This is a genomic window from Exiguobacterium sp. s28 (assembly GCF_018618135.1).
GTDB lineage: Bacteria > Bacillota > Bacilli > Exiguobacteriales > Exiguobacteriaceae > Exiguobacterium > Exiguobacterium mexicanum_A.
This window is the reverse complement of the sequence record NZ_JACSLL010000002.1, coordinates 348,299-371,528: the sequence shown is the minus strand read 5'-3', so window position 1 is coordinate 371,528 and position 23,230 is coordinate 348,299. Positions and strand designations below refer to the sequence as shown.

General features: G+C 53.9%; 23 protein-coding genes. 21 read left to right on the top strand and 2 right to left on the bottom strand.

From position 1 onward, the window contains the following. Positions 1-152: 152 nt before the first annotated feature. Genes KNP78_RS04245 through mnhG form a run of 7 tightly spaced genes read left to right on the top strand, consistent with a single transcriptional unit; the run spans position 153 to position 5,935 of the window. Complete coding sequence (locus KNP78_RS04245; RefSeq protein WP_034776771.1) at positions 153-2,582, top strand: Na+/H+ antiporter subunit A; 2,430 nt, start codon at positions 153-155, stop codon at positions 2,580-2,582. After that, positions 2,566-3,003 (top strand): Na(+)/H(+) antiporter subunit B, encoded by a 438-nt coding sequence (locus KNP78_RS04240; protein ID WP_034776773.1) that lies wholly within the window; start codon positions 2,566-2,568, stop codon positions 3,001-3,003. Before KNP78_RS04245 ends, KNP78_RS04240 begins: the two co-directional genes overlap by 17 nt. Then, a complete protein-coding gene (locus tag KNP78_RS04235) occupies positions 3,003-3,344 on the top strand; it encodes a Na(+)/H(+) antiporter subunit C (protein WP_021066825.1) in 342 nt (113 codons plus the stop codon). Before KNP78_RS04240 ends, KNP78_RS04235 begins: the two co-directional genes overlap by 1 nt. After that, positions 3,337-4,821, top strand: a complete 1,485-nt coding sequence (locus tag KNP78_RS04230; protein ID WP_214797124.1) for a Na+/H+ antiporter subunit D — start codon at positions 3,337-3,339, stop codon at positions 4,819-4,821. Before KNP78_RS04235 ends, KNP78_RS04230 begins: the two co-directional genes overlap by 8 nt. 7 nt (positions 4,822-4,828) lie before the next feature. Continuing rightward, positions 4,829-5,308: a Na+/H+ antiporter subunit E gene (locus tag KNP78_RS04225; protein ID WP_034776777.1), complete on the top strand. Its 480-nt coding sequence runs from the start codon at positions 4,829-4,831 to the stop codon at positions 5,306-5,308. After that, the gene (locus KNP78_RS04220; RefSeq protein WP_034776778.1) at positions 5,308-5,598 is read left to right on the top strand and encodes a Na(+)/H(+) antiporter subunit F1; all 291 of its coding nucleotides are present in this window, start codon (positions 5,308-5,310) and stop codon (positions 5,596-5,598) included. The genes KNP78_RS04225 and KNP78_RS04220 overlap by 1 nt, the downstream gene beginning before the upstream one ends. After that, positions 5,576-5,935: a monovalent cation/H(+) antiporter subunit G gene (gene mnhG, locus KNP78_RS04215; RefSeq protein ID WP_034776781.1), complete on the top strand. Its 360-nt coding sequence runs from the start codon at positions 5,576-5,578 to the stop codon at positions 5,933-5,935. Before KNP78_RS04220 ends, mnhG begins: the two co-directional genes overlap by 23 nt. A 41-nt stretch (positions 5,936-5,976) precedes the next feature. Here mnhG and KNP78_RS04210 read toward each other — a convergent pair whose 3' ends face one another. Continuing rightward, positions 5,977-7,290 (bottom strand): dihydrolipoyl dehydrogenase family protein, encoded by a 1,314-nt coding sequence (locus KNP78_RS04210; protein WP_052090088.1) that lies wholly within the window; start codon positions 7,288-7,290, stop codon positions 5,977-5,979. 72 nt (positions 7,291-7,362) lie between these two features. Between KNP78_RS04210 and uvrC the strand changes: the two genes are divergently transcribed. After that, a complete protein-coding gene (uvrC, locus tag KNP78_RS04205; protein ID WP_034776784.1) occupies positions 7,363-9,147 on the top strand; it encodes an excinuclease ABC subunit UvrC in 1,785 nt (594 codons plus the stop codon). A 44-nt stretch (positions 9,148-9,191) separates the two neighbouring features. Here uvrC and KNP78_RS04200 read toward each other — a convergent pair whose 3' ends face one another. Continuing rightward, the gene (locus tag KNP78_RS04200; protein WP_232939140.1) at positions 9,192-9,584 is read right to left on the bottom strand and encodes a YslB family protein; all 393 of its coding nucleotides are present in this window, start codon (positions 9,582-9,584) and stop codon (positions 9,192-9,194) included. A 223-nt stretch (positions 9,585-9,807) separates the two neighbouring features. On the opposite strand from KNP78_RS04200, the gene KNP78_RS04195 reads away from it, so the two are divergent. From KNP78_RS04195 to lon, 13 genes are all read left to right on the top strand, one after another. After that, positions 9,808-10,425 carry a succinate dehydrogenase cytochrome b558 subunit gene (locus tag KNP78_RS04195; RefSeq protein WP_034776788.1) on the top strand — a complete coding sequence of 206 codons (618 nt, stop codon included), beginning with the start codon at positions 9,808-9,810 and terminating at the stop codon, positions 10,423-10,425. 16 nt (positions 10,426-10,441) lie between these two features. After that, positions 10,442-12,199 carry a succinate dehydrogenase flavoprotein subunit gene (gene sdhA, locus KNP78_RS04190; protein WP_034776790.1) on the top strand — a complete coding sequence of 586 codons (1,758 nt, stop codon included), beginning with the start codon at positions 10,442-10,444 and terminating at the stop codon, positions 12,197-12,199. Between the two features lie 8 nt (positions 12,200-12,207). Then, positions 12,208-12,996 carry a succinate dehydrogenase iron-sulfur subunit gene (sdhB, locus tag KNP78_RS04185; RefSeq protein ID WP_200881496.1) on the top strand — a complete coding sequence of 263 codons (789 nt, stop codon included), beginning with the start codon at positions 12,208-12,210 and terminating at the stop codon, positions 12,994-12,996. Positions 12,997-13,005: 9 nt separating this feature from the next. Further along, positions 13,006-13,446 (top strand): acyl-CoA thioesterase, encoded by a 441-nt coding sequence (locus tag KNP78_RS04180; protein WP_214823312.1) that lies wholly within the window; start codon positions 13,006-13,008, stop codon positions 13,444-13,446. Positions 13,447-13,516: 70 nt separating this feature from the next. Beyond that, positions 13,517-13,780, top strand: a complete 264-nt coding sequence (locus KNP78_RS04175; protein ID WP_021066838.1) for a phosphocarrier protein HPr — start codon at positions 13,517-13,519, stop codon at positions 13,778-13,780. 116 nt (positions 13,781-13,896) lie between these two features. Then, positions 13,897-14,703, top strand: coding sequence for a glutamate racemase (gene racE / locus KNP78_RS04170; RefSeq protein ID WP_034779789.1), 807 nt, complete (start codon positions 13,897-13,899; stop codon positions 14,701-14,703). After that, on the top strand, positions 14,696-15,445 hold the full coding sequence (rph, locus tag KNP78_RS04165; RefSeq protein WP_034776797.1) for a ribonuclease PH: 750 nt from the start codon (positions 14,696-14,698) through the stop codon (positions 15,443-15,445). The genes racE and rph overlap by 8 nt, the downstream gene beginning before the upstream one ends. Then, positions 15,442-16,032 (top strand): XTP/dITP diphosphatase, encoded by a 591-nt coding sequence (locus tag KNP78_RS04160; protein ID WP_034776799.1) that lies wholly within the window; start codon positions 15,442-15,444, stop codon positions 16,030-16,032. Before rph ends, KNP78_RS04160 begins: the two co-directional genes overlap by 4 nt. Before the next feature lie 5 nt (positions 16,033-16,037). Further along, positions 16,038-16,550: a metallophosphoesterase family protein gene (locus KNP78_RS04155; RefSeq protein WP_034776800.1), complete on the top strand. Its 513-nt coding sequence runs from the start codon at positions 16,038-16,040 to the stop codon at positions 16,548-16,550. Positions 16,551-17,091: 541 nt separating this feature from the next. After that, positions 17,092-17,997, top strand: a complete 906-nt coding sequence (locus KNP78_RS04150) for a hypothetical protein (RefSeq protein WP_214752506.1) — start codon at positions 17,092-17,094, stop codon at positions 17,995-17,997. 88 nt (positions 17,998-18,085) lie between these two features. After that, the gene (gene tig, locus KNP78_RS04145) at positions 18,086-19,378 is read left to right on the top strand and encodes a trigger factor (protein ID WP_034776805.1); all 1,293 of its coding nucleotides are present in this window, start codon (positions 18,086-18,088) and stop codon (positions 19,376-19,378) included. Between the two features lie 210 nt (positions 19,379-19,588). Then, positions 19,589-20,857, top strand: a complete 1,269-nt coding sequence (gene clpX / locus KNP78_RS04140; protein WP_034776808.1) for an ATP-dependent protease ATP-binding subunit ClpX — start codon at positions 19,589-19,591, stop codon at positions 20,855-20,857. A gap of 70 nt (positions 20,858-20,927) precedes the next feature. Beyond that, positions 20,928-23,228 carry an endopeptidase La gene (gene lon / locus KNP78_RS04135; protein WP_034776810.1) on the top strand — a complete coding sequence of 767 codons (2,301 nt, stop codon included), beginning with the start codon at positions 20,928-20,930 and terminating at the stop codon, positions 23,226-23,228. The last annotated feature ends 2 nt before the right edge of the window (positions 23,229-23,230 follow it).

The window sequence follows — 23,230 nt, the reverse complement described above, 5'->3', positions numbered from 1 at the left end:
TATTTTTTGACGAGGCTCTGAAAAGCGGGAAGGTTTTATCATGGAAACAGACTGAAAATTTACGCTATACTCATGAGGAAGACATGATGGCGTCAAGTGACCTTAATAATTGGCCCATCGCTTGTAAGACTCTGTTCGAAGGAGGAATTTTCTTGTCGGTGTTACATTTAGCTATCTTATTGCCGCTTCTCGCGGCACCGTTCATCCCGTTCTTGTTCCGGGCGCTGAAGCGAATCCATACGGGTTGGTTCGTGTTAATCGTTCCGGTCGTCCTGTTCGTGTACTTCTTCCGCTTCATCGGAATCACGAGCGCGGGGGACGTCGTGACGGAGACGGTCGAATGGATGCCATCGCTCGGCATCAACTTCACGGCCTACGTGGACGGGCTCGGACTATTGTTTGCCCTCCTCATTACAGGGATTGGGGCGCTCGTCGTCCTCTATTCGATTTACTATTTGAATAAAGACAAAGAGTCGCTCGGTCATTTTTATGTGTACTTGCTCTTGTTCATGGGTGCGATGCTCGGTGTCGTCCTCTCGGATAACATGGTCGTCATGTACATGTTCTGGGAACTCACATCGATTTCGTCGTTCCTGTTGATCGGGTATTGGTACGAGAAAGAACGCTCACGCTACGGGGCACGTAAGTCGATGCTCATCACCGTGTTCGGGGGCTTGTCGATGCTAGGGGGGATTGTGATCCTCGAGTCGATCGTCGGCTCATTCAGCATCCGTGACATGGTCGCCAATCAGGCACTCATCGCCGATAGCCCGTTCTTTATCGCGGCGATGATTCTCATCTTGCTCGGCGCCTTCACGAAGTCAGCGCAATTCCCGTTCCACATCTGGTTGCCGGATGCGATGGAGGCACCGACCCCGGTCAGTGCGTACCTCCACTCGGCGACGATGGTCAAGGCCGGTCTCTATCTCGTCGCGCGGATGAGCCCGGTGTTCCAGGAGTCGTCACTCTGGCTATGGATCATTGCCTCGGTCGGGACGTTCACGCTCTTCTGGGGTTCGTTCAACGCGGTCAAACAGACCGATTTGAAGGGAATTCTCGCCTTCTCGACCGTCAGTCAGCTAGGTCTCATCATGTCGCTTCTTGGCCTCGGGGCCGCGGCGCTACATTATGACGGCATGGATGACAACATCTATATGGTCGCAACAATCGCGGCAATCTTCCACTTGATCAACCATGCGACGTTCAAAGGGTCGCTGTTCATGATGGTCGGAATCGTCGACCACGAGACGGGGACGCGTGACATCCGTAAGCTCGGCGGTCTGATGACCGTCATGCCGATCACGTTCACGATTGCCGTCATCGGCTCGTTGTCGATGGCAGGGCTGCCGCCGTTCAACGGCTTCCTCAGTAAAGAGATGTTCTTGAAGGCAACCACGAAAGTGTTCTCGATGGACTTCTTCGCGCTCGATACGATCGGCATCTTGATCCCGGTCGTCGCGTTCATCGCGAGCGTGTTCACATTCATCTACAGCTTGATTATCTTCACCCGGACGTTCATGGGCAAAGCCCAGTTCGACCGGTTACCGAAACAGCCGCACGAGGCACCGATCGGGATGCTCATCCCGCCAGCGATTCTCGCTATCCTCGTCGTCGTTCTCGGTTTCGTACCGAACGTGTTGTCGAACTCGCTCATCAAGCCGGCCGTCGAGTCGATCTATCCGACGCTCGTCGCGAGCGGGCAGGACGTGAAGGTCGACATCTACTTCTGGCATGGATTGACACCTGAACTCTATATGACGATTGGGGTCATCCTGCTCGGGACGCTCATGTTCTTCACAATCAACAAGTGGATGGGCATCTACAACCATATCCCGCATCGCTTGACGCTCAATGGCATGTACGACGGGACGCTCGTCTGGTCGAACAAAGCGGCGTACCGCTTTAAAGACAACTATATGACGGGCTTCATCCGCTCGTATTTGGTGTACATCTTCTTGTTCTTGTCAGGCATGATGTTGTTCTCGATGTATCGCTTCGACTTGTTCGACTTCTCGTTCGGCGAGATGGAACCTGTCGCACCGTATGAATACGTCCTCGGGGCGGTCGTCATCTTGGCATCGCTCGCGATTCTGTTCATGCGTTCGCGTCTGCCGTCGATCATCTTGCTCGGTGTCGTCGGCTACTCGGTCGCGTTGTTCTTCGTCTTCTTCAATGCCCCGGACCTCGCCTTGACGCAGCTCGTCATCGAGACGGTATCGGTCGCCTTGTTCTTGCTCGTCTTCTACCATATGCCGGAGATCAGCAAGAAAGAAGTGCGTGTTAAGTTTAAAATCGAGAATGCGATCGTCTCGATTTTCGTCGGGGTGACGGTGACGCTCCTCAGCTTCATGGCGCTGTCGAACCGGTCATTGTCGTCGATCTCCGAGTATTATAAAGAAAACGTCTATGACTTGGCAGCCGGGAAGAACATGGTCAACGTCGTCCTTGTCGACTTCCGTGGCTTTGATACGTTGTTCGAGATCGTCGTCCTTGCCATCGCGGCCATTGGGATCTACACGATGATCAAATTTAGAACGACAGTACGTACGAAAGGAGCGCGCGAACATGAACCGAAAAAATGATCAAGTCAATGACGTCATCTTACAGACGGCCGCGGTGATCATCTTCTTCATCATCATCGTGTTCTCGATCAATTTGTTCTTCGCCGGGCACTACTCGCCGGGCGGAGGTTTCATCGGTGGTTTGATGACAGCGGCGGCGCTCGTCCTCTTGCTTCTCGCCTTTGACTCGAAGACGCTCGCTGACGTGCTCCCGTTCGACTATCGGAAGATGACGGCGCTCGGTCTCGTCATCGCGATGCTGACGTCACTCCATAGCATCTTTTGGGACCGTCCGTTCCTGACGCACGCCTATGACAAATTCGATTTGCCGCTCTTGGGCGAACAGACGCTTCACACGGCGATCGCCTTTGACCTTGGCGTTTACCTTGTGGTCATCGGTGTGACGATGACGATCATTCAAACGATTGGAGAGAGTGAATAATGGAAATCTTCGTTAGCATCATCATCGGTGTCCTGACGATGAGCGCGGTCTATATGATTCTCTCAAAGAGTTTGTTGCGCATCATCATCGGCACCGGGTTGCTCAGCCACGCTGCCCACTTGCTCGTCTTGACGATGGGTGGACTGAAAACCGGAGCGGCACCCGTTCTCGTCGATGGGGTCACGGAATATACCGACCCGCTCCCGCAAGCGCTCGTCTTGACGGCGATCGTTATTAGCTTCGGGGTGACCGCGTTCTTCCTCGTGCTCGCGTATCGGGCTTACCAGGAACTGAACACGGATAATATTGAGGAAATGAAAGGAACGGAATCGAATGATTAACTTACCGATCTTTCCGATTGTCATCCCGGCGCTTGCGGCCATCTTTCTTCTCTTCGCACCGAAGCAAGTTCGTCTGCAACGCGGAGTGGCACTCGGGGCTTTACTTGTAACGTTTGCAGTGACGGTGCTGCTCATCTTCACCGTGTCTCAAGACGGCATCATGACCGTCAACTTAGGGAACTGGCCGGCACCGTTCGGAATCACGCTCGTCTCGGACATGCTGTCAGCACTACTCGTCGCCACGTCGACGTTGCTCGTCTTTTTCATCGTCTGGTTTGCGACCCATTACTTCTCAGACGCCTATGAATCGAACTACGTCTACGTCGCGATGTTGTTCCTCCTCGTCGGGGTGAACGGTGCCTTCACGACAGGCGATATTTTCAACTTGTTCGTCTTCTTTGAAGTCTTCCTCATCTCGTCGTACGTGTTGATCGTGCTCGGCGGGAAGGGTGTCCAGTTACGCGAGTCGATTAAGTACTTGCTCGTGAACGTCATCGCCTCGGCGCTGTTCGTCATGGCCGTCGCGCTTCTTTACGGGACGGTCGGTACGCTCAGTTTGGCGGACCTCGCGCAAAAGATTCCGCTCGTGGGGAATCAAAGCGTCATCACCGTCATCGGTGTGTTCTTCGTCATCGTCTTCGGCTTGAAAGGGGCACTCGTGCCGCTTCATTACTGGCTCCCGGGCTCGTATGTCGTGGCGCCGACACCGATTCTCGCCATGTTCGGGGCGCTGTTGACGAAAGTCGGCGTCTACTCGATCTTACGGACGTATACGCTCCTGTTTGATGGCGGAAGTGCGTTCATGCAGAACTTCTTGATTATCCTTGCCGTGTTGACGATCGTCATCGGGATGATCGGGGCAATCGCCTACAACGACGTCAAGTTGATCATCATCTACAACATCATGATCGCCGTCGGCGTCATCTTGTACGGAATCGCACTCAACACGCAGACGTCGCTTGAAGGGGCGCTCTACTATTTGATTCATGACATGTTGATCAAGGCCGCCTTGTTCATGCTCGTCGGGATGATGATCGGCATTACCAAGTCCGGTCAACTGCGCGACATGGGCGGTTTGATTACCCGCTTCCCATTGTTCGGTTGGACGTTCTTCATCGCAGCGTTGTCGCTCGCCGGGATTCCGCCACTTAGCGGATTCTTCGGGAAACTGTTGATCGTTCAAGGCGGGGTCGGGGAAGGCAGCCTGTTCGGGCCGCTCCTCATTTTACTGTCGAGTCTGTTCGTCCTCTTCTCGGTCATCAAAATCTTCTTGTACGGATTTTGGGGAGAAGAGAAACGAGTCTATGACGGTCCGCTCGTGCCGTATATGAACCGCCTCATCGTGCCGACGTTCTTGCTTGTCGCGGTCGCCGTCGCCTATGGGTTTGGTGCCGAAGCGATACATCCGTTCATTACCCAGGCAATCGAACCGCTCGTGCAACCCGAAATCTATATTGATGCCGTGATTAAGGAGTGATTTAGAGATGGCTTACCAACTACTCATCAACTTTTTCCTGGCGTTCATTTGGATGTTCTTCACGGGTACGTTCACGACGAGCGGATTCATCATCGGTTATTTGCTCGGGTTACTCGTCATCTTCATGATGCGCCGCTTCTTCAAAAACACGGACTTTTATTTCACCCGTGTCTTGAAACTGTTTAAACTGTTCTTGATTTTCTGTCGCGAACTCGTCGTAGCCAACATCGAAGTGCTCCGGCTCGTCTTGAGCCCGAAACTAAAAATCCAACCAGGCATCTTTCGGTACCACACCGAACTCGATGCCGGTTGGAAAGTGAGTTGGTTATCGATGCTCATCACGCTGACACCCGGTACGCTTGTCGTCCAAGTGTCAGACGACAATAAGACGCTCTACATCCATGCGCTCCATATGCCGGATAAAGAGTCGCTCAAACAAGACATTTACGATAACTTTGAGTCGAACATCAAGGAGGCGACCAGCTAATGTTAAATATTATTATTTACGTCGCCCTCGCCATCCTCGTGATCGCCATGCTCGGTATGCTGTACCGGGTCGTCAAAGGGCCGACGACAGCGGACCGAGTCATCGCCCTCGACTCGATCGGCATCGGGTTGATCTCGGTCGTATCGTTGTTATCGATTTTGCTCGATACGACTATGTTCTTCGAGGTCATCCTCTTGCTCGGGATTTTAGCCTTTATCGGAACGGTGGCGTTCTCAAAATTCCTCGAGAAGGGAGAGATCATCCAACATGACCGCAACAATGATTTATGACATCTTGACCGGCGTCTTCACGATCATCGGTGTGTTCTTCACCGTCGTCGCGGCCATCGGTCTGATCCGGCTTCCGGACATCTATTCCCGCGCCCACGCCGCCTCGAAGAGTGCGACGCTCGGCGTCATGTTCGTCCTGTTCGCGGCGCTCTTGCACGTCTGGGTCGACCAGCGCATCTTTGACGCACGGCTTCTGCTCGGACTGTTCTTCGTCTTATTGACGGCGCCGGTCGGCAGTCACTTGGTGGCCCGCGCGGCCCATTCTCAAGGTGTCCCGCTTTGGAAGAAATCGCTCCAAGATGCACTTCGAGAAGATAAGGATAAAGGAATCGAATGACGAAAGGCTCTTCCAAGTCAAATTGGAAGAGCCTTTTTGCGTCACATCAGATACGTCACGTCAGAGGCTGACGTCGGATAGGCGAACTCCAAGTGTTTGATGTGTTGATGGGTGATGTTGTTTTGTATAATAAACGAGAACAAGTTGATCAATTCCGGTGCATGTTGCCCGATCAAGTGGGCCCCGAGCACGTGGCCGTCTTTGCTGAGCAGAATGCGGGAAAACGCCGTCGTGTCGTTGATGCGCTCATACGTCAAGAAATGGGACAAGTCGTTGTCCTTACACTCGTAGTCGATGCCGCGCGCCTTCGCCTCCTCGACCGTCAGTCCGACCTTGGCGATCGGCGGTGTCGTGAAGACGACCGTCGGGGCAGGGCGCTCCGGTAAAGGGCGCGTGTTGTCCCGTAACAGATTGAGAGCGGCGATGCGTCCTTCCTGCCCCGCGAACGGGGTGAGGGCCGGGTTGCGGCTCTTGGCGACGTCCCCGGCTGCATATACGTTCGCATTCGTCGTCTGCAGGAACTCATTGACGAGGACGCCGCCGTGGTCGGACTCGATACCGGCCGCGTCCAAACGGAGCCGTTCGATGCTCGGAATTCGCCCAGTGGCGTTAAGGACGACGCCTTCGAGGGTAGAGTCATCTGATAACGTCAGCACGTCCCCATCCATCCGGACGGGCTCGATGCCGTACCGGACATCGATGCCGATCCGAATCGTCTCATCGACGAGACGTTTGACGACTTTGCGGTCGAATTGTTTAAGTGCCCGCGATCGGATGAGGAGGGTCACCTCGCTCCCGAAGCGGCGGATGATATGAGCGAACTCGAACGCGATATAGCCGGCCCCGATGATGATGACGTGTTTCGGCAAGTCGTCGAGGTCGAAAACGTCGTCGCTCGTGATGGCCAAGTCGCCACCCGGGATGTCGAGCGGTCGCGGAATGAGGCCTGAAGCGATTAAAAACTGATGCGCCGAGATTTCATGCCCATCAATGACAATCGAGTCTTCATCGATGAAATGGGGTTCGCCTTCGAACAAGTCGATGTCGTGCTCTTTCCAATGATGCATCTTCGTCGTCGGGACGGCGAAACGATACTCGTCGATACGCCGTTTAAAGGCGCGCCAATCGAGCGTGAGCTCGCCGTGGACACCTAGTGATTTCATCCGTTCCGCACGGGCAATGAGCTCTGCTCCTTCCGCGAGCATCTTTTTCGGGTCACATCCGCGTTGCGGGCACGTCCCGCCGAACGTCCAGTTCTCGACGATGGCAATTTGTTTACCGGCGTCGCATAATACGTTAGCGGCTTGGCTCGCTGCCGAGCCGCTGCCGATGATGATGACATCGTACCGTTTCATAACAAAACCCTCCCTCTGAGACTTCATCAAATTTTTCCCGTCTGGAAGGAACTTAAACTGAGGTGATTGAATTTGAGTCATTCTGACCACATTAAACATAAATTGGCGCTCCTCCCGGACGAGCCCGGCTGTTACTTGCATAAGAACGAGTACGGCGAGATCATTTACGTCGGGAAAGCGAAAAATTTGAAGAACCGGGTCCGGTCTTATTTTACCGGGGCGCATGACATCAAGACGATGCGCCTCGTCGCTGAGATTCGCGACTTTGAGTATATCGTCACGGCGAGCGAACTCGAGGCGCTTCTGCTCGAGATGACGCTCATCAAAAAGCACGATCCGAAATACAACATCCGTCTCAAAGACGACAAGTCGTACCCGTACATCAAGATCACGAACGAGCCGTACCCGAGGTTACTCACGACGCGGAAGCTGAAGCGGGACGGCGGCTTCTATTTCGGCCCGTACCCGAACGCCTATGCCGCCAACGAGACGAAGCGGTTGCTTGATAAACTGTATCCGCTCCGGAAATGCCAACCGATGCCGCGCAAGCTCTGTCTGTATTACCATATCGGGCAGTGCCTCGGACCTTGCGAGCTCGCCGTTGACACGGACGAGCAAAAAGAGATCGTCCAAGAGATTCGCCGCTTCCTGAACGGGGAGACGAGCGAGACGCTCGCCAAGCTCCAAGTCGACATGGGACGAGCGGCCGAAGATATGCAGTTCGAACGAGCTGCTGAGCTCCGTGACCAAATCCGGGCCGTCGAGTCGATTATGAACAAACAGAACATGATCACGGCCGACCCGACAGCACGCGACGTCTTCGGCTATACGCTCGACCGCGGCTGGATGTGCGTCCAAGTGTTCTATATGCGGGGCGGCAAGATGATCGAGCGCGACGTGTCACTGTTCCCGCTCCACGGCGAGCCGTCCGAGGAGCTCGAGAGTTTCATCGTCCAGTTCTACGAGCAGAACGTTTTGCCGAAGGAAGTGCTCGTCCCCGAGATCGTCCGCATCGATTTGTTGAACGAGGCGATTGGGACGAAAGTGATGCAACCGAAGCGCGGGGCGAAGCGACAGCTGCTCGACTTGGCGACGAAAAATGCGGGCATCGCCTTGAACGAGAAGTTCGAGTTGCTCGCCCGCGACGAAGAGCGGACGCTCCTCGCCATGCGTGAGCTCGGTGAGGCGATTGGCATCCCGAACTTGTCGCGCGTCGACATCATCGACAACGCGAACATCCAAGGGGCGGACGCCGTCTCGGCACTCGTCGTCTTCGAAGACGGGAAGCCGCTCAAGAAGGAATACCGGAAATACAAGATTCGTACCGTCCAAGGACCGGACGACTACGAGACGATGCGAGAGGTCGTCCGTCGTCGGTTCCGTCGCCTGTTGACCGAAGAGAAGCGTCTACCGGACTTGCTGTTGATTGACGGGGGCATCGGGCAATTGAACGCCGCCCTCGACGTCCTGCAGAACGAGTTCGGGCTCGATTTGCCGGTCGGGTCGCTCAAAAAAGATGACCGTCACCGGACGAGCCAGCTCTTGTTCGGGGAAGGCGGCGGAGTCGTCGAACTGAATTCGCGCTCGAGCGCGTTCTACTTGCTCCAACGTATGCAAGACGAGGTCCACCGCTTCGCCATCACGTTCCACCGCAGTTTGCGGACGAAGAAGATGACGAAGTCGGTGCTCGACGATATCCCGGGCGTCGGGCCGAAGCGGCGTCAGCAGTTGATCCGTCATTTCGGGTCGATGAAACAGATCCGCCTCGCCTCGCTCGAACAGTTGAAGGAAGCAGGTCTGCCCGAGAAGTTGGCCGAGACCGTTTTGCAATATGTTCATGAGGAGACGGACGAATGAAGATAAAACAAGAGCCGATGCGGTCAGTTCGCATCGGCTCTTCGTCATTCATACGTATCTTTTCGGTCTAGTTGGACGGTGATTTGGACGGCCTGGCGCGCCACATCGGCGTAGCCCTCGGCGACGCATTGGAAACGACCGGCAATTTGTTCGGCTAAAAAGCCAGCCTCAAGCTGGAAGTAGCCGGTTGCCTTTTCTTGGGTCGCAGGCGGGGGAAGTAGTTCGAACAAGAACTTATTTCCTTTTTCTTTCAAGAGCGTCAATTGCCCCCAGCCAGCCTCCATAAAGAAGGCGCTCAGTTCGTCGTTCGTCATGACCGGGAACTTGCGTGCGACCCGTTTGCCCGACCAATAGATGACTTGGGCGTAGTCGTCCCCGAGCAAATCCGTCAACACATAATCGCGAAGCAGTTCGATCGCGAAAGTGGGTTGGCTCATCGTTTCCATCTTCTTCCATCACTCCATTCTCTCTATACCATTATAACGACGATTCACCTTTTGGTCACCGGGTATTTTGCAAAAGAATGTGGCACAAATCGGTCGGGTTGTCTTGTCATACAAATTTCACAAGAGTAGAATAGGAGACAGAAAGCTATATTTACATTTGAAAACGCTTTTATTTACAAAACGAGCCAAGGGCTCGTGAAAAGGGGGAACTAGAATGGCAGCGCGTCGTGACTATTTCAGTCGTAAAGTCCATTCGCTACTTGGGGTCATCCCAATCGGCTTGTTTTTGATCGTTCACTTGTCGGTCAACTACTATATTGTCGATGGGGTGGAGTCGTTCAACAAGGCAGCAAAATTTATGGAGAGCTTACCGTACTTGTACTTCCTTGAAGTGACCATCATCGCTTTGCCGATGATCTTCCACGGAGTGTATGGCGTGTATTACGCGTTCCTCGGTTCGATTAACACGAACCGTTACTCATACGCCCGTAACTGGATGTACATGCTCCAACGCTTCACGGGCGTCTTCCTCGTCATCTTCATCGCATGGCACGTTTGGGAAACGCGCTTGGCGAAGTTGCGTGGCGTCGAAGTGAACGCGGAGATGATGCAAAACATCGTCGACAATCCGCTCATGCTCATCTTCTACATAGTCGGGATCCTCTCGGCTACGTTCCACTTCGCGAACGGTCTCTGGTCGTTTGCCATCACGTGGGGGATCACACAGTCGCCTCGTTCACAGCGCTTCATGAGCTATGTCTCAGGCGTCGTCTTCTTGGCACTATCTTTTGTCGGCATCCGTTCTATCTTGACGTTCGCGGGCATCTTGTAATTAGGGGGAAAAGTTCATGGCAAATCAAAGTTTGATCGTCATCGGTGGCGGTCTGGCTGGACTCATGGCGACAATCAAGTCGGCTGAGATGGGTGTTCCGGTAAAACTATTCTCGCTTGTACCGGTCAAGCGTTCACATTCAGTTTGTGCACAAGGCGGCATCAACGGTGCCGTCAACACGAAAGGGGAAGGGGATTCTCCTTGGCAACACTTTGATGACACGGTCTATGGGGGCGACTTCCTCGCCAACCAACCGCCGGTCCAAAAGATGGCGGAAGCGGCACCGAAGATCATCCACATGTTCGACCGCATGGGCGTCATGTTCAACCGGACGCCAGAAGGTCTTCTCGACTTCCGTCGTTTCGGCGGTACGCTCCATCACCGTACGGCTTACGCCGGTGCGACGACGGGGCAACAGCTCCTGTACGCACTAGACGAGCAGGTTCGTCGCTACGAGGCGCAAGGTCTCGTCGAGAAGTATGAAGGCTGGGAGTTCCTCCGGGCCATCATCGATGAAGCAGGTGTGTGCCGTGGTGCGGTCTGTCAGGATTTGCGCTCGATGGAAATTAAAGCGTTCCCATCGGACGCGGTCATCCTCGCGACAGGCGGCCCGGGTGTCATCTTCGGCAAATCGACGAACTCGGTCATCAACACCGGCCAAGCGGCTGGAGCGGTCTATCGTCAAGGGGCGGTCTACGCGAACGGTGAGTTCATCCAAATCCACCCGACGGCGATTCCAGGGGACGACAAACTTCGTCTCATGAGTGAATCGGCGCGCGGTGAAGGCGGACGTGTCTGGACGTATAAAGACGGCAAGCCATGGTACTTCCTTGAAGAGAAGTATCCGGCCTACGGAAACCTCGTGCCGCGTGATATCGCGACGCGTGAGATTTTCGATGTCTGTGTCAACCAGAAGCTCGGCGTCAACGGCGAGAACATGGTGTACCTCGACTTGTCGCATAAAGACTCGAAAGAGCTCGACATCAAGCTTGGCGGGATCCTTGAGATTTACGAGAAGTTCGTCGGCGACGATCCACGAAAAGTCCCGATGAAGATCTTCCCGGCCGTTCACTATTCGATGGGCGGACTATGGGTCGACTACGATCAGATGACAAACATCCCAGGCTTGTTCGCAGCCGGTGAGTGCGATTACTCGATGCACGGTGCGAACCGTCTCGGGGCCAACTCGCTCTTGTCTGCCGTATACGGCGGGATGGAAGCCGGTCCGGCGGCCGTTCACTACATGCGCGGTCTCGATCAGGCGACAGAGAGCGTGCCAGAAGCGCTCTTCAACTTCAACGAACGTGAAGAAATCGAGCGGTTTAACGACATCCTCGCGATGGACGGTACGGAAAATGCGTATCAAATCCACCGTGAGCTCGGCGAACTCATGACCGACAACGTCACGGTCGTTCGTTACAACGACAAGCTCGAGGCGACGGACCTCAAACTCCGTGAGCTTCGTGAACGCTATAACAACATCTCCGCGACCGACACGGCTCGCTGGAGCAACCAAGGGGCATCGTTCATTCGACAACTCGACCACATGCTCGACCTCGCGCGCGTCATCACGCTTGGCGCGTTGAAACGCGACGAGAGCCGTGGTGCTCATTACAAACCGGACTTCCCGGAACGTGATGACGACAAGTTCATGAAGACGACGATGGCACGCTACAACGCAGGGGAAGTCGATATCTCGTATGAAGAGATCGACGTTTCGTTAATCCCGCCACGCAAACGGGATTACTCGAAGAAAGGGGCGAAGACGAAATGACGACGCCGATGCAATCTGAACAAAAAGATATTCGTTTTATCATTGAACGCCAGGACGGACCGGACCAAGCCGCTTATACGGAAGAGTTCACCGTCCCGTACCGCCCGAACATGAACGTCATCTCGGCGTTGATGGAAATCCGCCGAAACCCGGTCAATGCGAACGGGGACAAGACGACACCGATCAACTGGGATATGAACTGTCTCGAGGAAGTGTGCGGTGCCTGCTCGATGATCATCAACGGCAAGCCGCGCCAATCGTGTACGGCGCTCGTCGACAAGCTCGAACAGCCGATCCGCCTTGCTCCGATGAAGACGTTCCCGGTCATCCGTGACCTTCAAGTCGACCGTCAGCGCATGTTCGACGCGTTGAAAAAAGTGAAGGCATGGGTCCCGATCGATGGGACGTACGACCTCGGACCTGGACCGCGGATGCCAGAGAACAAACGTCAATGGGCGTATGAATTATCGAAATGTATGACGTGCGGTGTCTGCCTCGAGGCGTGCCCGAACGTCAATGACAAATCGAGCTTCATCGGACCGGCCGCCATCTCGCAAGTCCGTCTCTTCAACTCGCATCCGACTGGCGCCTTCCACGCGGAAGACCGTTTGGAAGCGCTCATGGAAGACGGCGGCCTCGCACAGTGCGGGAACGCGCAAAACTGTGTCGAAGTTTGTCCGAAAGGTATTCCACTCACGACATCAATCGCCGCGATGAACCGTCAGACGACGCTTCACTCGTTCAAATCGTTCTTCGGTAGCGACAAAGGCCGCACCGGTTCTGCGGTCGAGGCGTAAGGGCTACGGATGACGAAGTACTTCCGGGAAGCCGATTGGGAAACACGTGTCAGAGCAGGGGTCGCGCTAAACGTCAAAGTCCGATTCTCGGAGTGCGACCCGTACGGTCACATGAATAACACCATTCCGTTCATCTATTTCGAGGACGCGCGGATCGAGTTGCTTGAAGCGACAGGTTTTTCGTTAAAAGATGGATTTGTCGTCGTGGCAGATGCCCAGTGCGACTACGTTCGCCAAGTGATGCCGCGGCAATCGATCGTGGTGTATGCCAATGTCTTGACGGTCGGAAACACTTCATGTGATATTCATTACGGGGCATATGATGGAGACCAGCTCATGTTTGCGGGGCGTACGAGCCTCGTGCACTTGTCGAAATCCGGTCGTCCGACCGAATGGACTCCAGAATATAAAAATCGCTTGCAGAATTTTTGCGAATCCGCTATCATTTGATAACGAGTTCACAAACAATTATTCTGCGGGTTCGCCTGTAGAATTGAAATTTGAAGGGAGACCTCACGTCATGGAAAAAACGTTCACAGTCGTTGCAGATTCAGGAATTCACGCTCGTCCAGCTACACAGTTGGTAAACACAGCTTCTAAATTCCAATCAGATATCAACCTTGAGTACAACGGTAAGACAGTAAACCTCAAGTCGATCATGGGTGTACTTTCACTCGGAATCGCAAAAGATTCTACAATCAAAATCACTGCAGCTGGTGACGATGCAGAAGAAGCAGTTAACACGCTTTCTGACATGCTCACAAGCGAAGGTCTTGCTCAGTAATTGAGCGACGGACGAGGCGGCCAATCGGCTACCTCGTCTTTTTTGTTTGTCACGAGACCGTTTCTTTTTCAGAATCGGCTTTTTTGGTAAGATAGATGGGAATGGAAGTGATGATCATGAAACGAGCGATTGGAGTACTCGATTCAGGAGTTGGCGGCTTGACCGTGGTCAAAGAACTGATGCGCCAACTACCGAAAGAAGAAATAATTTATATCGGCGACACGGAACGGTGCCCGTATGGCCCGCGCCCGCACGATGAGATTGAAGCCTATACGTGGGAACTGATCGAGTTCCTGTTAAGTAAGAACGTGAAGATGATCGTCATCGCCTGCAACACGGCGACAGCGGTCGTCTTGAAAGAAGCGCGCAAACGCCTCAATATCCCGGTCATCGGTGTCATCGACCCGGGGGCACGGGCGGCCGTCAAAGGGACGCGCAATAAACATATCGGCGTCATCGGAACGAAGATGACGATTGAAAGCAACTCATACGAGACGGCGCTCCGACACGTGGCCGGCGAGATCGATGTATATTCGCTCGCCTGTCCGCCGTTCGTCCCGCTCGTCGAAGCCGGCGAACTTGATGGGGACCGCGTCCGCGACATCGTCGCTGAGACGATTCGTCCGCTTCAGTCTTCCGAGATGGACACGCTCATCCTCGGCTGTACGCACTATCCGCTGCTCGCACCGGTCATTCAAGACGTCGTCGGACCCGACGTCCATTTGATCTCGTCCGGTGACGAGACGGCGCTCGAAGTAGCGGCCATCCTTGACTTTAAAGAGCTCGAGAACGATTTGGATACGGTCCCGGTGCACCAGTTTTATGCGACCGGGGATGTCGTCATCTTTGACCGTTTGGCGACAGAATGGCTCGGTCAACCCGTGAGAGCGGAGAAAGTAGAGGTGTCCGGTGTCGATGCGTAACGAAAGACAACATGACGAGCTCCGGCCCGTCGAAATCGTTCCCCATGTGAATAAACATGCGGAAGGGTCGGTCCTCATCTCGATCGGGGACACGAAAGTCATCTGCACGGCGACCGTCGAAGAACGCGTCCCGAACTTCTTGCGCGGCAAGAAGCAAGGCTGGATCAACGCCGAGTATGCCATGCTTCCGCGTGCGACCGGTAACCGCACGGTCCGCGAATCGGTCCGCGGCAAACAGTCGGGCCGGACGATGGAGATTCAACGGTTGATTTCGCGGTCGCTCCGTTCGGTCGTCGATTTAGAACGGCTCGGTGAACGGACGATTTGGATCGACTGTGACGTCATCCAAGCCGACGGGGGCACCCGTACGGCCTCGATCACAGGCGGCTTCTGCGCGCTCGTCCTCGCGGTCGACGCGCTCATCCGTCAAGGCAAGCTCGACGACACGCCGATCAAAGAAGGTGTCGCTGCCATCTCGGTCGGACGGACCGACGAATTGCTCCTCGACTTGAACTACGAAGAAGATGCCGCGGCCGAGGTCGACATGAACGTCGTCATGACGGCGAGCGGACGTTTCGTCGAAGTGCAAGGGACAGGGGAAGAAGCGACGTTCACGTTGCTCGAGATGAACGAGATGCTCCACATGGCCCAAAGCGGAATCGAGACGCTGTTCAAAGCGGCCGAAGACGCGCTCGGTGCCTCGTGGTGGTATGTCGGGGAACAATTGGAGGAAACAACATGAAACTGATTGTCGCAACACGCAATAAAGGAAAAGTCGCAGAGATCGAAGGGATGCTCACGCCGCTCGGATTCGAAGTCGAATCACTTCTAGATTATCCGGACGCACCAGAGACGGACGAGACTGGGACGACGTTTGAAGCGAACGCCGAGTTGAAGGCGACAGAGGCGGCCCGCTATTTCGGCCACGCCGTCCTAGCGGATGACTCTGGACTCGAAGTCGATGCGCTCGACGGGGCACCCGGTGTCCATTCGGCCCGTTTCGCCGGACCGGAGAAGTCGGATGAAGCGAACAACGCGCTTCTTCTCGAGAAGTTGAACGGAGCGACCGACCGAACGGCTCGTTTCATCTGTGCCCTCTGTCTCGCCAAACCAACAGGGGAGACATTGACGGTACGCGGCACGATCGAAGGGACGATCGGCTACGCGCCTCACGGCGAGAACGGTTTCGGTTACGACCCGCTCTTCATCGTTCCGTCACTTCACAAGACGGCAGCAGAACTTGAACGCGACGAAAAGGCGGCGGTCAGTCACCGCGGCCAAGCACTACGAAAGTTAGAGGCAGAAATTATTCCGTTTATGGAGGGGTGACCTGTATGCGTTTTCTCGTAGTCAGTGACAGTCACGGATTGACAGAAGAACTATCGATCATCTTCAACCGGCACGAACAAGAAATCGATGACGCGTTCCATTGTGGGGATTCCCAGCTCGCGCTCGTCGATGAACATCTGCTCCCGTATCGTACGGTGCGCGGTAATTGCGACTTCGGCGGCGACCTTCCGCTCGAGCGAATCGAGGAGACGGCTGAAGGGACGATTCTCATCGTCCACGGCCATCACCACGACGTGAAGTACGACTTGAACCGGTTACGTTACCGGGCTGAAGAGGTCGGGGCGAACGTTGTCTTGTTCGGCCACTCGCACGTCGCCGGAGCTGTGATTGAGGACGGGGTGCTTTACGTGAACCCGGGTTCGATTCGCATGCCGCGCGGACGGAGTGACAAGACGTATGTACTGATGGATCTCGAGAACGGACAGGCAACGGTCCGCTTTTATCGGTCAGAGGACGGTTCTGCCGTCGAAGATCTCGATGTGAGCGGAAAGCTGTGACGGAATGAAAAGAAGGAATTGACAGCAAACCATTTTTCTATTATAGTTTTCTTGTCAATGTCCCAATAGCTCAGCTGGATAGAGCAACGCCCTTCAAGACAAATAGGAGCCTTTATAGGGAAACAGAAACCTATAGAGTGGACGACACTATATCGGTGAAGCCTTAACAGATGATGCTGATGGTAATACCGAGGAAACTTATTTCCTTTCGGGGACAAGGTGGTTCGAAGGACTAAAGGTCATCCTTTAGAGGTAGAGCCATTGAAGGAGCAGTTTGCTCGTGAGGTTCCGTAGAGACTACACGTGTCGCACCTGAAATGGTGAAGATATAGTCCAGACTACAAACAACACACGTTGGTGGCGAAAGCCATGGTGGTAAGCTAAGGCGTCGGTCGGGGGTTCGAATCCCTCTTGGGACACTTCCATTTAAAATAGAGATAGCCTCCACGGAGGTTGTCTCTTTTTTCGTTTTTCGGGGTATTGATTGACAACGAATCGATTCCTAAAGGAAGATGGAGATGAATGGAAAGGGTGTGGGGAGATGGCAAAAGAGCAAGCGTACCCGTTTCCAGGGAACTGGTCGCGGCTTCAGAAGATGATTCAAGAGGCAGACACGGCCGGGGAACGGCAACGGGTCGAACCGATTCTGTGGGATTGGTACGAGGCAGTGCCCGGCGATCCATTTATTTTCATGGAAATATTCCAATGTCTGATGGAACGACCGGAAGAACCGGAGACGCTCGAGAAACTCGAAGAGCTCGTCACGACACAGATGACGGTGGCAGAAGAACCTGCAGCCGGCGGGCTTCAAATCGCCCAGTATTACATCATGCGTGACCAACCGTTCGAGGCGGCCCATTGGATCAACCTGTATCTCGAGTGGCAAGAAAAGACCGATCATGTCAACACGCAAGCACATCAAGTGCTCCAAGTGTTGAAGTTGACCGAGTTCCCGGCCGCAATCGCCAAAGTGAAGCGAATCCTTAACCGGGGCGGGATCGGCGAACAAATCGAGACGCTCGAACACGTTCATTTCAATATCGATGACGTCCTCGACAATGTCTTGAGAGAGCTTCTCGTCGCGGAACGGCCGAAGTTGATGAAGTTGATCGTGCTCCAAAAGGCGTTCGACGAGCTGCCGGTCATCGAATGGACCGACCTCGGGACGCGGCACCGATTGACGCATGACGAAGCGAAAATCCACACGGAAGCGTGGGAGACGATGGTTAACGGGTTGCAGCGAGCGGTATATGGTGACGAGATCGCGACGCAGCTGCTCATGAACTACATGTATACGCACTACCCGTTCACGCCTGAGGAAGCGTCTGCCGTGGAGACAGCGATTGCTCAAGCGAAAACGGCCATCCTGCAACATGAGGAAACGGACGGCCTCGCCGCCGAAATTCTTGAGGCGGACATGCGTTTCACCGAGGCGTTTCTAGACTAAATCCTTGTGTGCAGTCGTCGGATTTATGCTATAATACGGATTGTTGTACATTTTTGTACGTATAAACGAATTGTTGGAGGGACTTAGCATGACAGCAAAATGGGAAAAAACATCAGGTAGCCAAGGCGTACTCACGTACGAAGCACCTGCAGAAGCTTTTGATAAAGCAGTTGACGCCGCATTCAAAGATGTCGTCAAAACTTTGAACGTGCCTGGCTTCCGTAAAGGGAAATTGCCACGCCCAATGTTCAACAAAATGTACGGAGAAGAAGCACTCTATCAAGATGCGCTCGATATCCTCTACCGTGACACAGTTCAAGGTGCGGTCGAAGAAGCTGGTTTCGAACCAATCGCTCTCGAAAACATCGATGTAGACGGCACGCTCGAAAAAGGCCAACCTGTAACGTTCAAAGTAACGTTTGTTGTTGAGCCAGAAGCTGAGCTTGGCGAATACAAAGGTCTCGAGTACGAAGCTGTTGAAACAACAGTCACTGACGAAGAAGTTACAGCTGAACTTGACGCGCTTCAACAGCAAGGCGCAGAGCTTGCTGTCAAAGAAGGCGCAATCGAAAACGGCGATACAGCTGTCTTTGATTTCGCAGGTTTCGCTGACGGAGAGCAATTCGAAGGCGGCACGGCTGAAAACTACACACTCGAAATCGGTTCAGGCCAATTCATCCCTGGATTCGAAGAGCAAATGGTTGGCATGACGGCTGGCGAAGAAAAAGACGTTGAAGTAACATTCCCTGAAGAGTACCACGCTGACAACTTGGCGGGTAAACCAGCGACATTCAAAGTCAAACTTCACGAAGTCAAAGCGAAGCAAGTTCCTGAGCTCGACGACGAGTTCGCAAAAGACATCGACGAGTCAGTTTCATCACTCGACGAGTTGAAAGCGAAAATCCGTGAGCGCTTAGAAACTGCGAAGAAACAAGAAGCGGAAGGCACAATGCGCGACCAACTCGTCGAGCAAGCAACAGCTAACGCAACAATCGACGTACCTGCAGTACTCGTTGACCAAGAAGTAGACCGCATGGTTCAAGAGTTCGGCACACGTGTTTCTTCACAAGGAATCGACCTCAACATGTACTTCGAACTCACTGGTACTTCTGAAGAAGCGATGCGCGAAGAGATGAAAGAGCAAGCTGAAGAGCGCGTTAAAGCTCGTCTCGTCTTGAAAGCAATCGCTGAGAAAGAAGCGATCGAAGTGTCTGACGAAGATGCTGAGAAAGAACTCGAAGAAATGTCTAAACTTTACAACATTGCACCGGATCAACTCCGTACAATGCTCGCACCACAAGGCGGAATCGAGACACTTAAAGGTGACCTCAAATTCCGTAAAGCGATCGACGTTCTCGTTGAAAACGGGAAAGCGAAGTAATCGGATGACAGAAGGACGGCTGCTCAGCAGTCGTCCTTTTTTTCGTCACGACACTTTGCATGTGTTTATCTTTGATGAAGTGATTTGTTCATGCTACAATTATTGCAACGCAGAGATGTAAATGTTTTTTCGAGAGTGCTTTGCACCTGAAAATACAAATAGGCGATTTATCGCACTTACATCCATTTTCATTCAGAAGGGGTGTACCGAATGTTCAAATTTAACGAGGAAAAGGGACAACTTAAATGCTCGTTTTGCGGGAAATCGCAAGAACAAGTCCGTAAACTAGTCGCCGGTCCTGGCGTATACATTTGTGACGAATGTATCGAGCTTTGCAATGAAATCGTTGAGGAAGAGCTCGGTGTCGAAGAAGAAGTAGAATTCAAAGACATTCCAAAACCACAAGAGATTCGTAACATCTTAGACGAGTATGTCATTGGTCAAGACCGGGCGAAACGTGCGCTTTCGGTAGCCGTCTACAACCACTATAAACGCATCAACGCCGGTGGCCGTTCTGATGATGTCGAACTTTCGAAATCGAACATCGTCATGATTGGACCAACTGGTAGCGGTAAGACGCTTCTCGCTCAAACGATGGCTCGCGTCTTGAACGTCCCATTCGCAATCGCGGATGCGACGAGCTTGACGGAAGCCGGTTACGTCGGGGAAGACGTCGAGAACATCTTGCTCAAGCTGATCCAATCGGCGGACTACGATGTCGAGAAGGCTGAAAAAGGGATCATCTATATCGATGAGATCGATAAGATTGCCCGTAAGTCGGAAAACCCATCGATCACGCGTGACGTATCTGGTGAAGGTGTCCAACAAGCACTTCTCAAAATCTTGGAAGGTACGGTCGCAAGCGTACCGCCGCAAGGTGGACGGAAGCATCCGCATCAAGAGTTCATCCAAATCGATACGACGAACATTTTGTTCATCGTCGGCGGCGCGTTCGCTGGCATCGAAGCGGTCGTCAAACGCCGTATCGGGAAAAAAGTTATCGGATTTGGGAACGACCAAGAAAACCGCGAGATGACGCAAGAAGACTTGCTCGCCCGCGCGCTTCCGGAAGACCTTCAGAAATTCGGATTGATTCCGGAGTTCATTGGTCGTCTACCGGTCATGGCGACGCTCACGACGCTTGACGAGGAAGCACTCGTCGAGATCTTGACGAAGCCGAAGAACGCCCTCGTTCGTCAGTACGAGAAAATGCTCGAACTCGACGATGTCGAACTCACGTTCACAGACGAGGCGTTGGTTGAAATCGCCAAGCTTGCGATCAAACGTAAGACAGGCGCACGCGGTCTCCGCTCGATTATCGAAGAAATGATGCTCGATGTGATGTTCACTGTCCCATCGCGCGACGATATCGAGAAAGTCATCATCACGGATGAAACGATTACGGGTCTTGCCGGTCCGAAATACGTGCTTCGCGATGGTACTGTCGAACAGACAGGCGACAATAAAGAGACAGCATAATTTTTAACGAAAAAGGCTCAAACACTCGGCACATCCGAGTTTTGGGCCTTTTTGCACAGGAGGCGTTGTAATGGAACAGTTACCTATCCTTCCTTTGCGTGGAGTCGTCGTGTATCCGCTCATCGGCGTGACGATCGACGTAGGGCGTCCGCTCTCTCTGCGGGCACTCCTTGCCGCAAAGGAACACGAGACAGATTTGATTGTCGTGACACAAAAAGAGACAGGCAAAGAATCACCTGAACCGGAAGACTTATATGCGATTGGGACACGCGTTCATATCGCCAAGATGAGCGAGCTGTCGAACGAGACGGTCCGTGTTCGTCTTGTCGGGAAAGAGCGCGTCAAGATCAACTCGATTGAAGAGACGAAAGAAGGCTGGTTCGCCGACGTCGAGACGCTTGACCTCGTCGAAGGGGAAGAAGTCGAACGGACTGCACTCGTCCGCCTATTGAAAGAACAGTTTGGCAAACTCGTCGGGACGATCAAAGGGTTGTCTCCGGACGAACGGCGCCGCTTTGAGATGTATGAGCGACTCGAGTCGTTGACCGATTATATCTCTTCGAAACTTGATGTCGACGTCGACATTCGCCAAGCGATGCTCGAAGAAGCCGACGCGGTCAAACGCGGCTTAGAGCTGCTCGAAATCATGACGCATGAAGTCGAAATCATCGAGCTCGAGCAAGAGTTGCGCGAACGGACGAAAAAGACGATCGAGCAGGCGCAGAAAGAGTATTATTTGCGCGAACAGATGAAAACGATTCAGCAAGAGCTCGGCGACCAGTCGCAAGAGTCTGAACCGAATCGTCTCCGTGAGAAGCTCGAGGCACTTGACTTGCCTGAGACGACACGGAAGAACGTCATGCGCGAAGCCGAACGGTTGAACGTCGTCCCGGCGACGTCACCGGAATACGCGGTCATCCGCAACTATCTCGACTGGATCGCTTCGCTCCCATGGGGCATCGAGACGGAAGATAAACTCGACGTCAAGCATGCGGCCGACGTCCTAGACGACGACCACTACGGCCTCGAGTCGGTGAAAGATCGAATCCTTGAGTATTTGGCCGTCCGCCAATTGACGAACTCGCTCCGTGGACCGATCCTTTGTCTCGCCGGACCTCCAGGGGTCGGGAAGACGTCGCTCGCCCGGTCAATCGCGTCGGCACTTGAACGTCACTTCGTCCGCGTCTCGCTCGGCGGGGTGCGTGATGAAGCTGAGATTCGAGGACACCGTCGCACGTACATCGGGGCGATGCCAGGCCGCATCATCCGCGGATTGAAGCAGGCCGAAAGCAAAAACCCGGTCTTCTTGCTCGATGAGATCGACAAGATGGCGTCTGACTTCCGGGGCGACCCGGCGTCGGCCATGCTCGAAGTGCTCGACCCGGAACAAAACGTCTCGTTCTCGGACCACTATATTGAAGAACCGTTCGACTTATCGAACGTGCTCTTCATCGCGACGGCGAACGATGTCTCGCAAATCCCGGCTCCGCTGCTCGACCGGATGGAACTCATCCAAATCGGCGGCTACACGGAACTCGAGAAAGTCGAAATCGCCAAACGTCACTTGGTGCCGAAGCAGTATAAAGAGCACGGCTTGAAAAAGAGCCAGCTCACGATCAAAGAAGACGCGCTTTACGAGGTCGTCCGCCGTTACACGCGTGAGGCCGGCGTCCGTAACTTGGAACGCGTCATCGGGTCGCTTTGCCGGAAGGCGGCGAAGCAAATCGCGATCGGCGAGAAGAAGCGCGTCACTGTCTCGTTGAAGAGCCTCGGCGACTACCTCGGGAAACCGAAGTACCGCTACGGCAAAGGCGAGACGGAAGACTCGATCGGTGCCGTCACTGGACTCGCCTACACGGCGTTCGGGGGCGACACGCTCACGATCGAAGTGGCACTCGCACCTGGTAAGGGCAAGCTCCAGTTGACCGGGAAACTCGGAGACGTCATGCAAGAGTCGGCGCAGACGGCGTATAGCTATGTCCGTTCGAACGCGGAACGGTTCGGGATTGACCCGACGTTCTACGAGCGCCAAGACGTGCATATCCACGTCCCGGAAGGTGCCGTTCCGAAAGACGGTCCATCGGCCGGCATCACCATCGCGACGGCGCTCATCTCGGCATTGACCGGTAAGAAAGTCCGCCGTGATATCGGTATGACCGGTGAGATTACGCTCCGAGGCCGCGTCCTGCCAATCGGTGGATTGAAAGAGAAAGCGCTCGCCGCACACCGCGCCGGTTTGACGACCATCGTCATCCCGAAAGACAACGAGCGGGACATCGATGACATCCAAGACACCGTCCGTGAGAAATTGACGTTCGTCCCGGTCACGACGCTCGATCAAGTATTAGAAGTAGCATTTGGAGGAAATTAAAT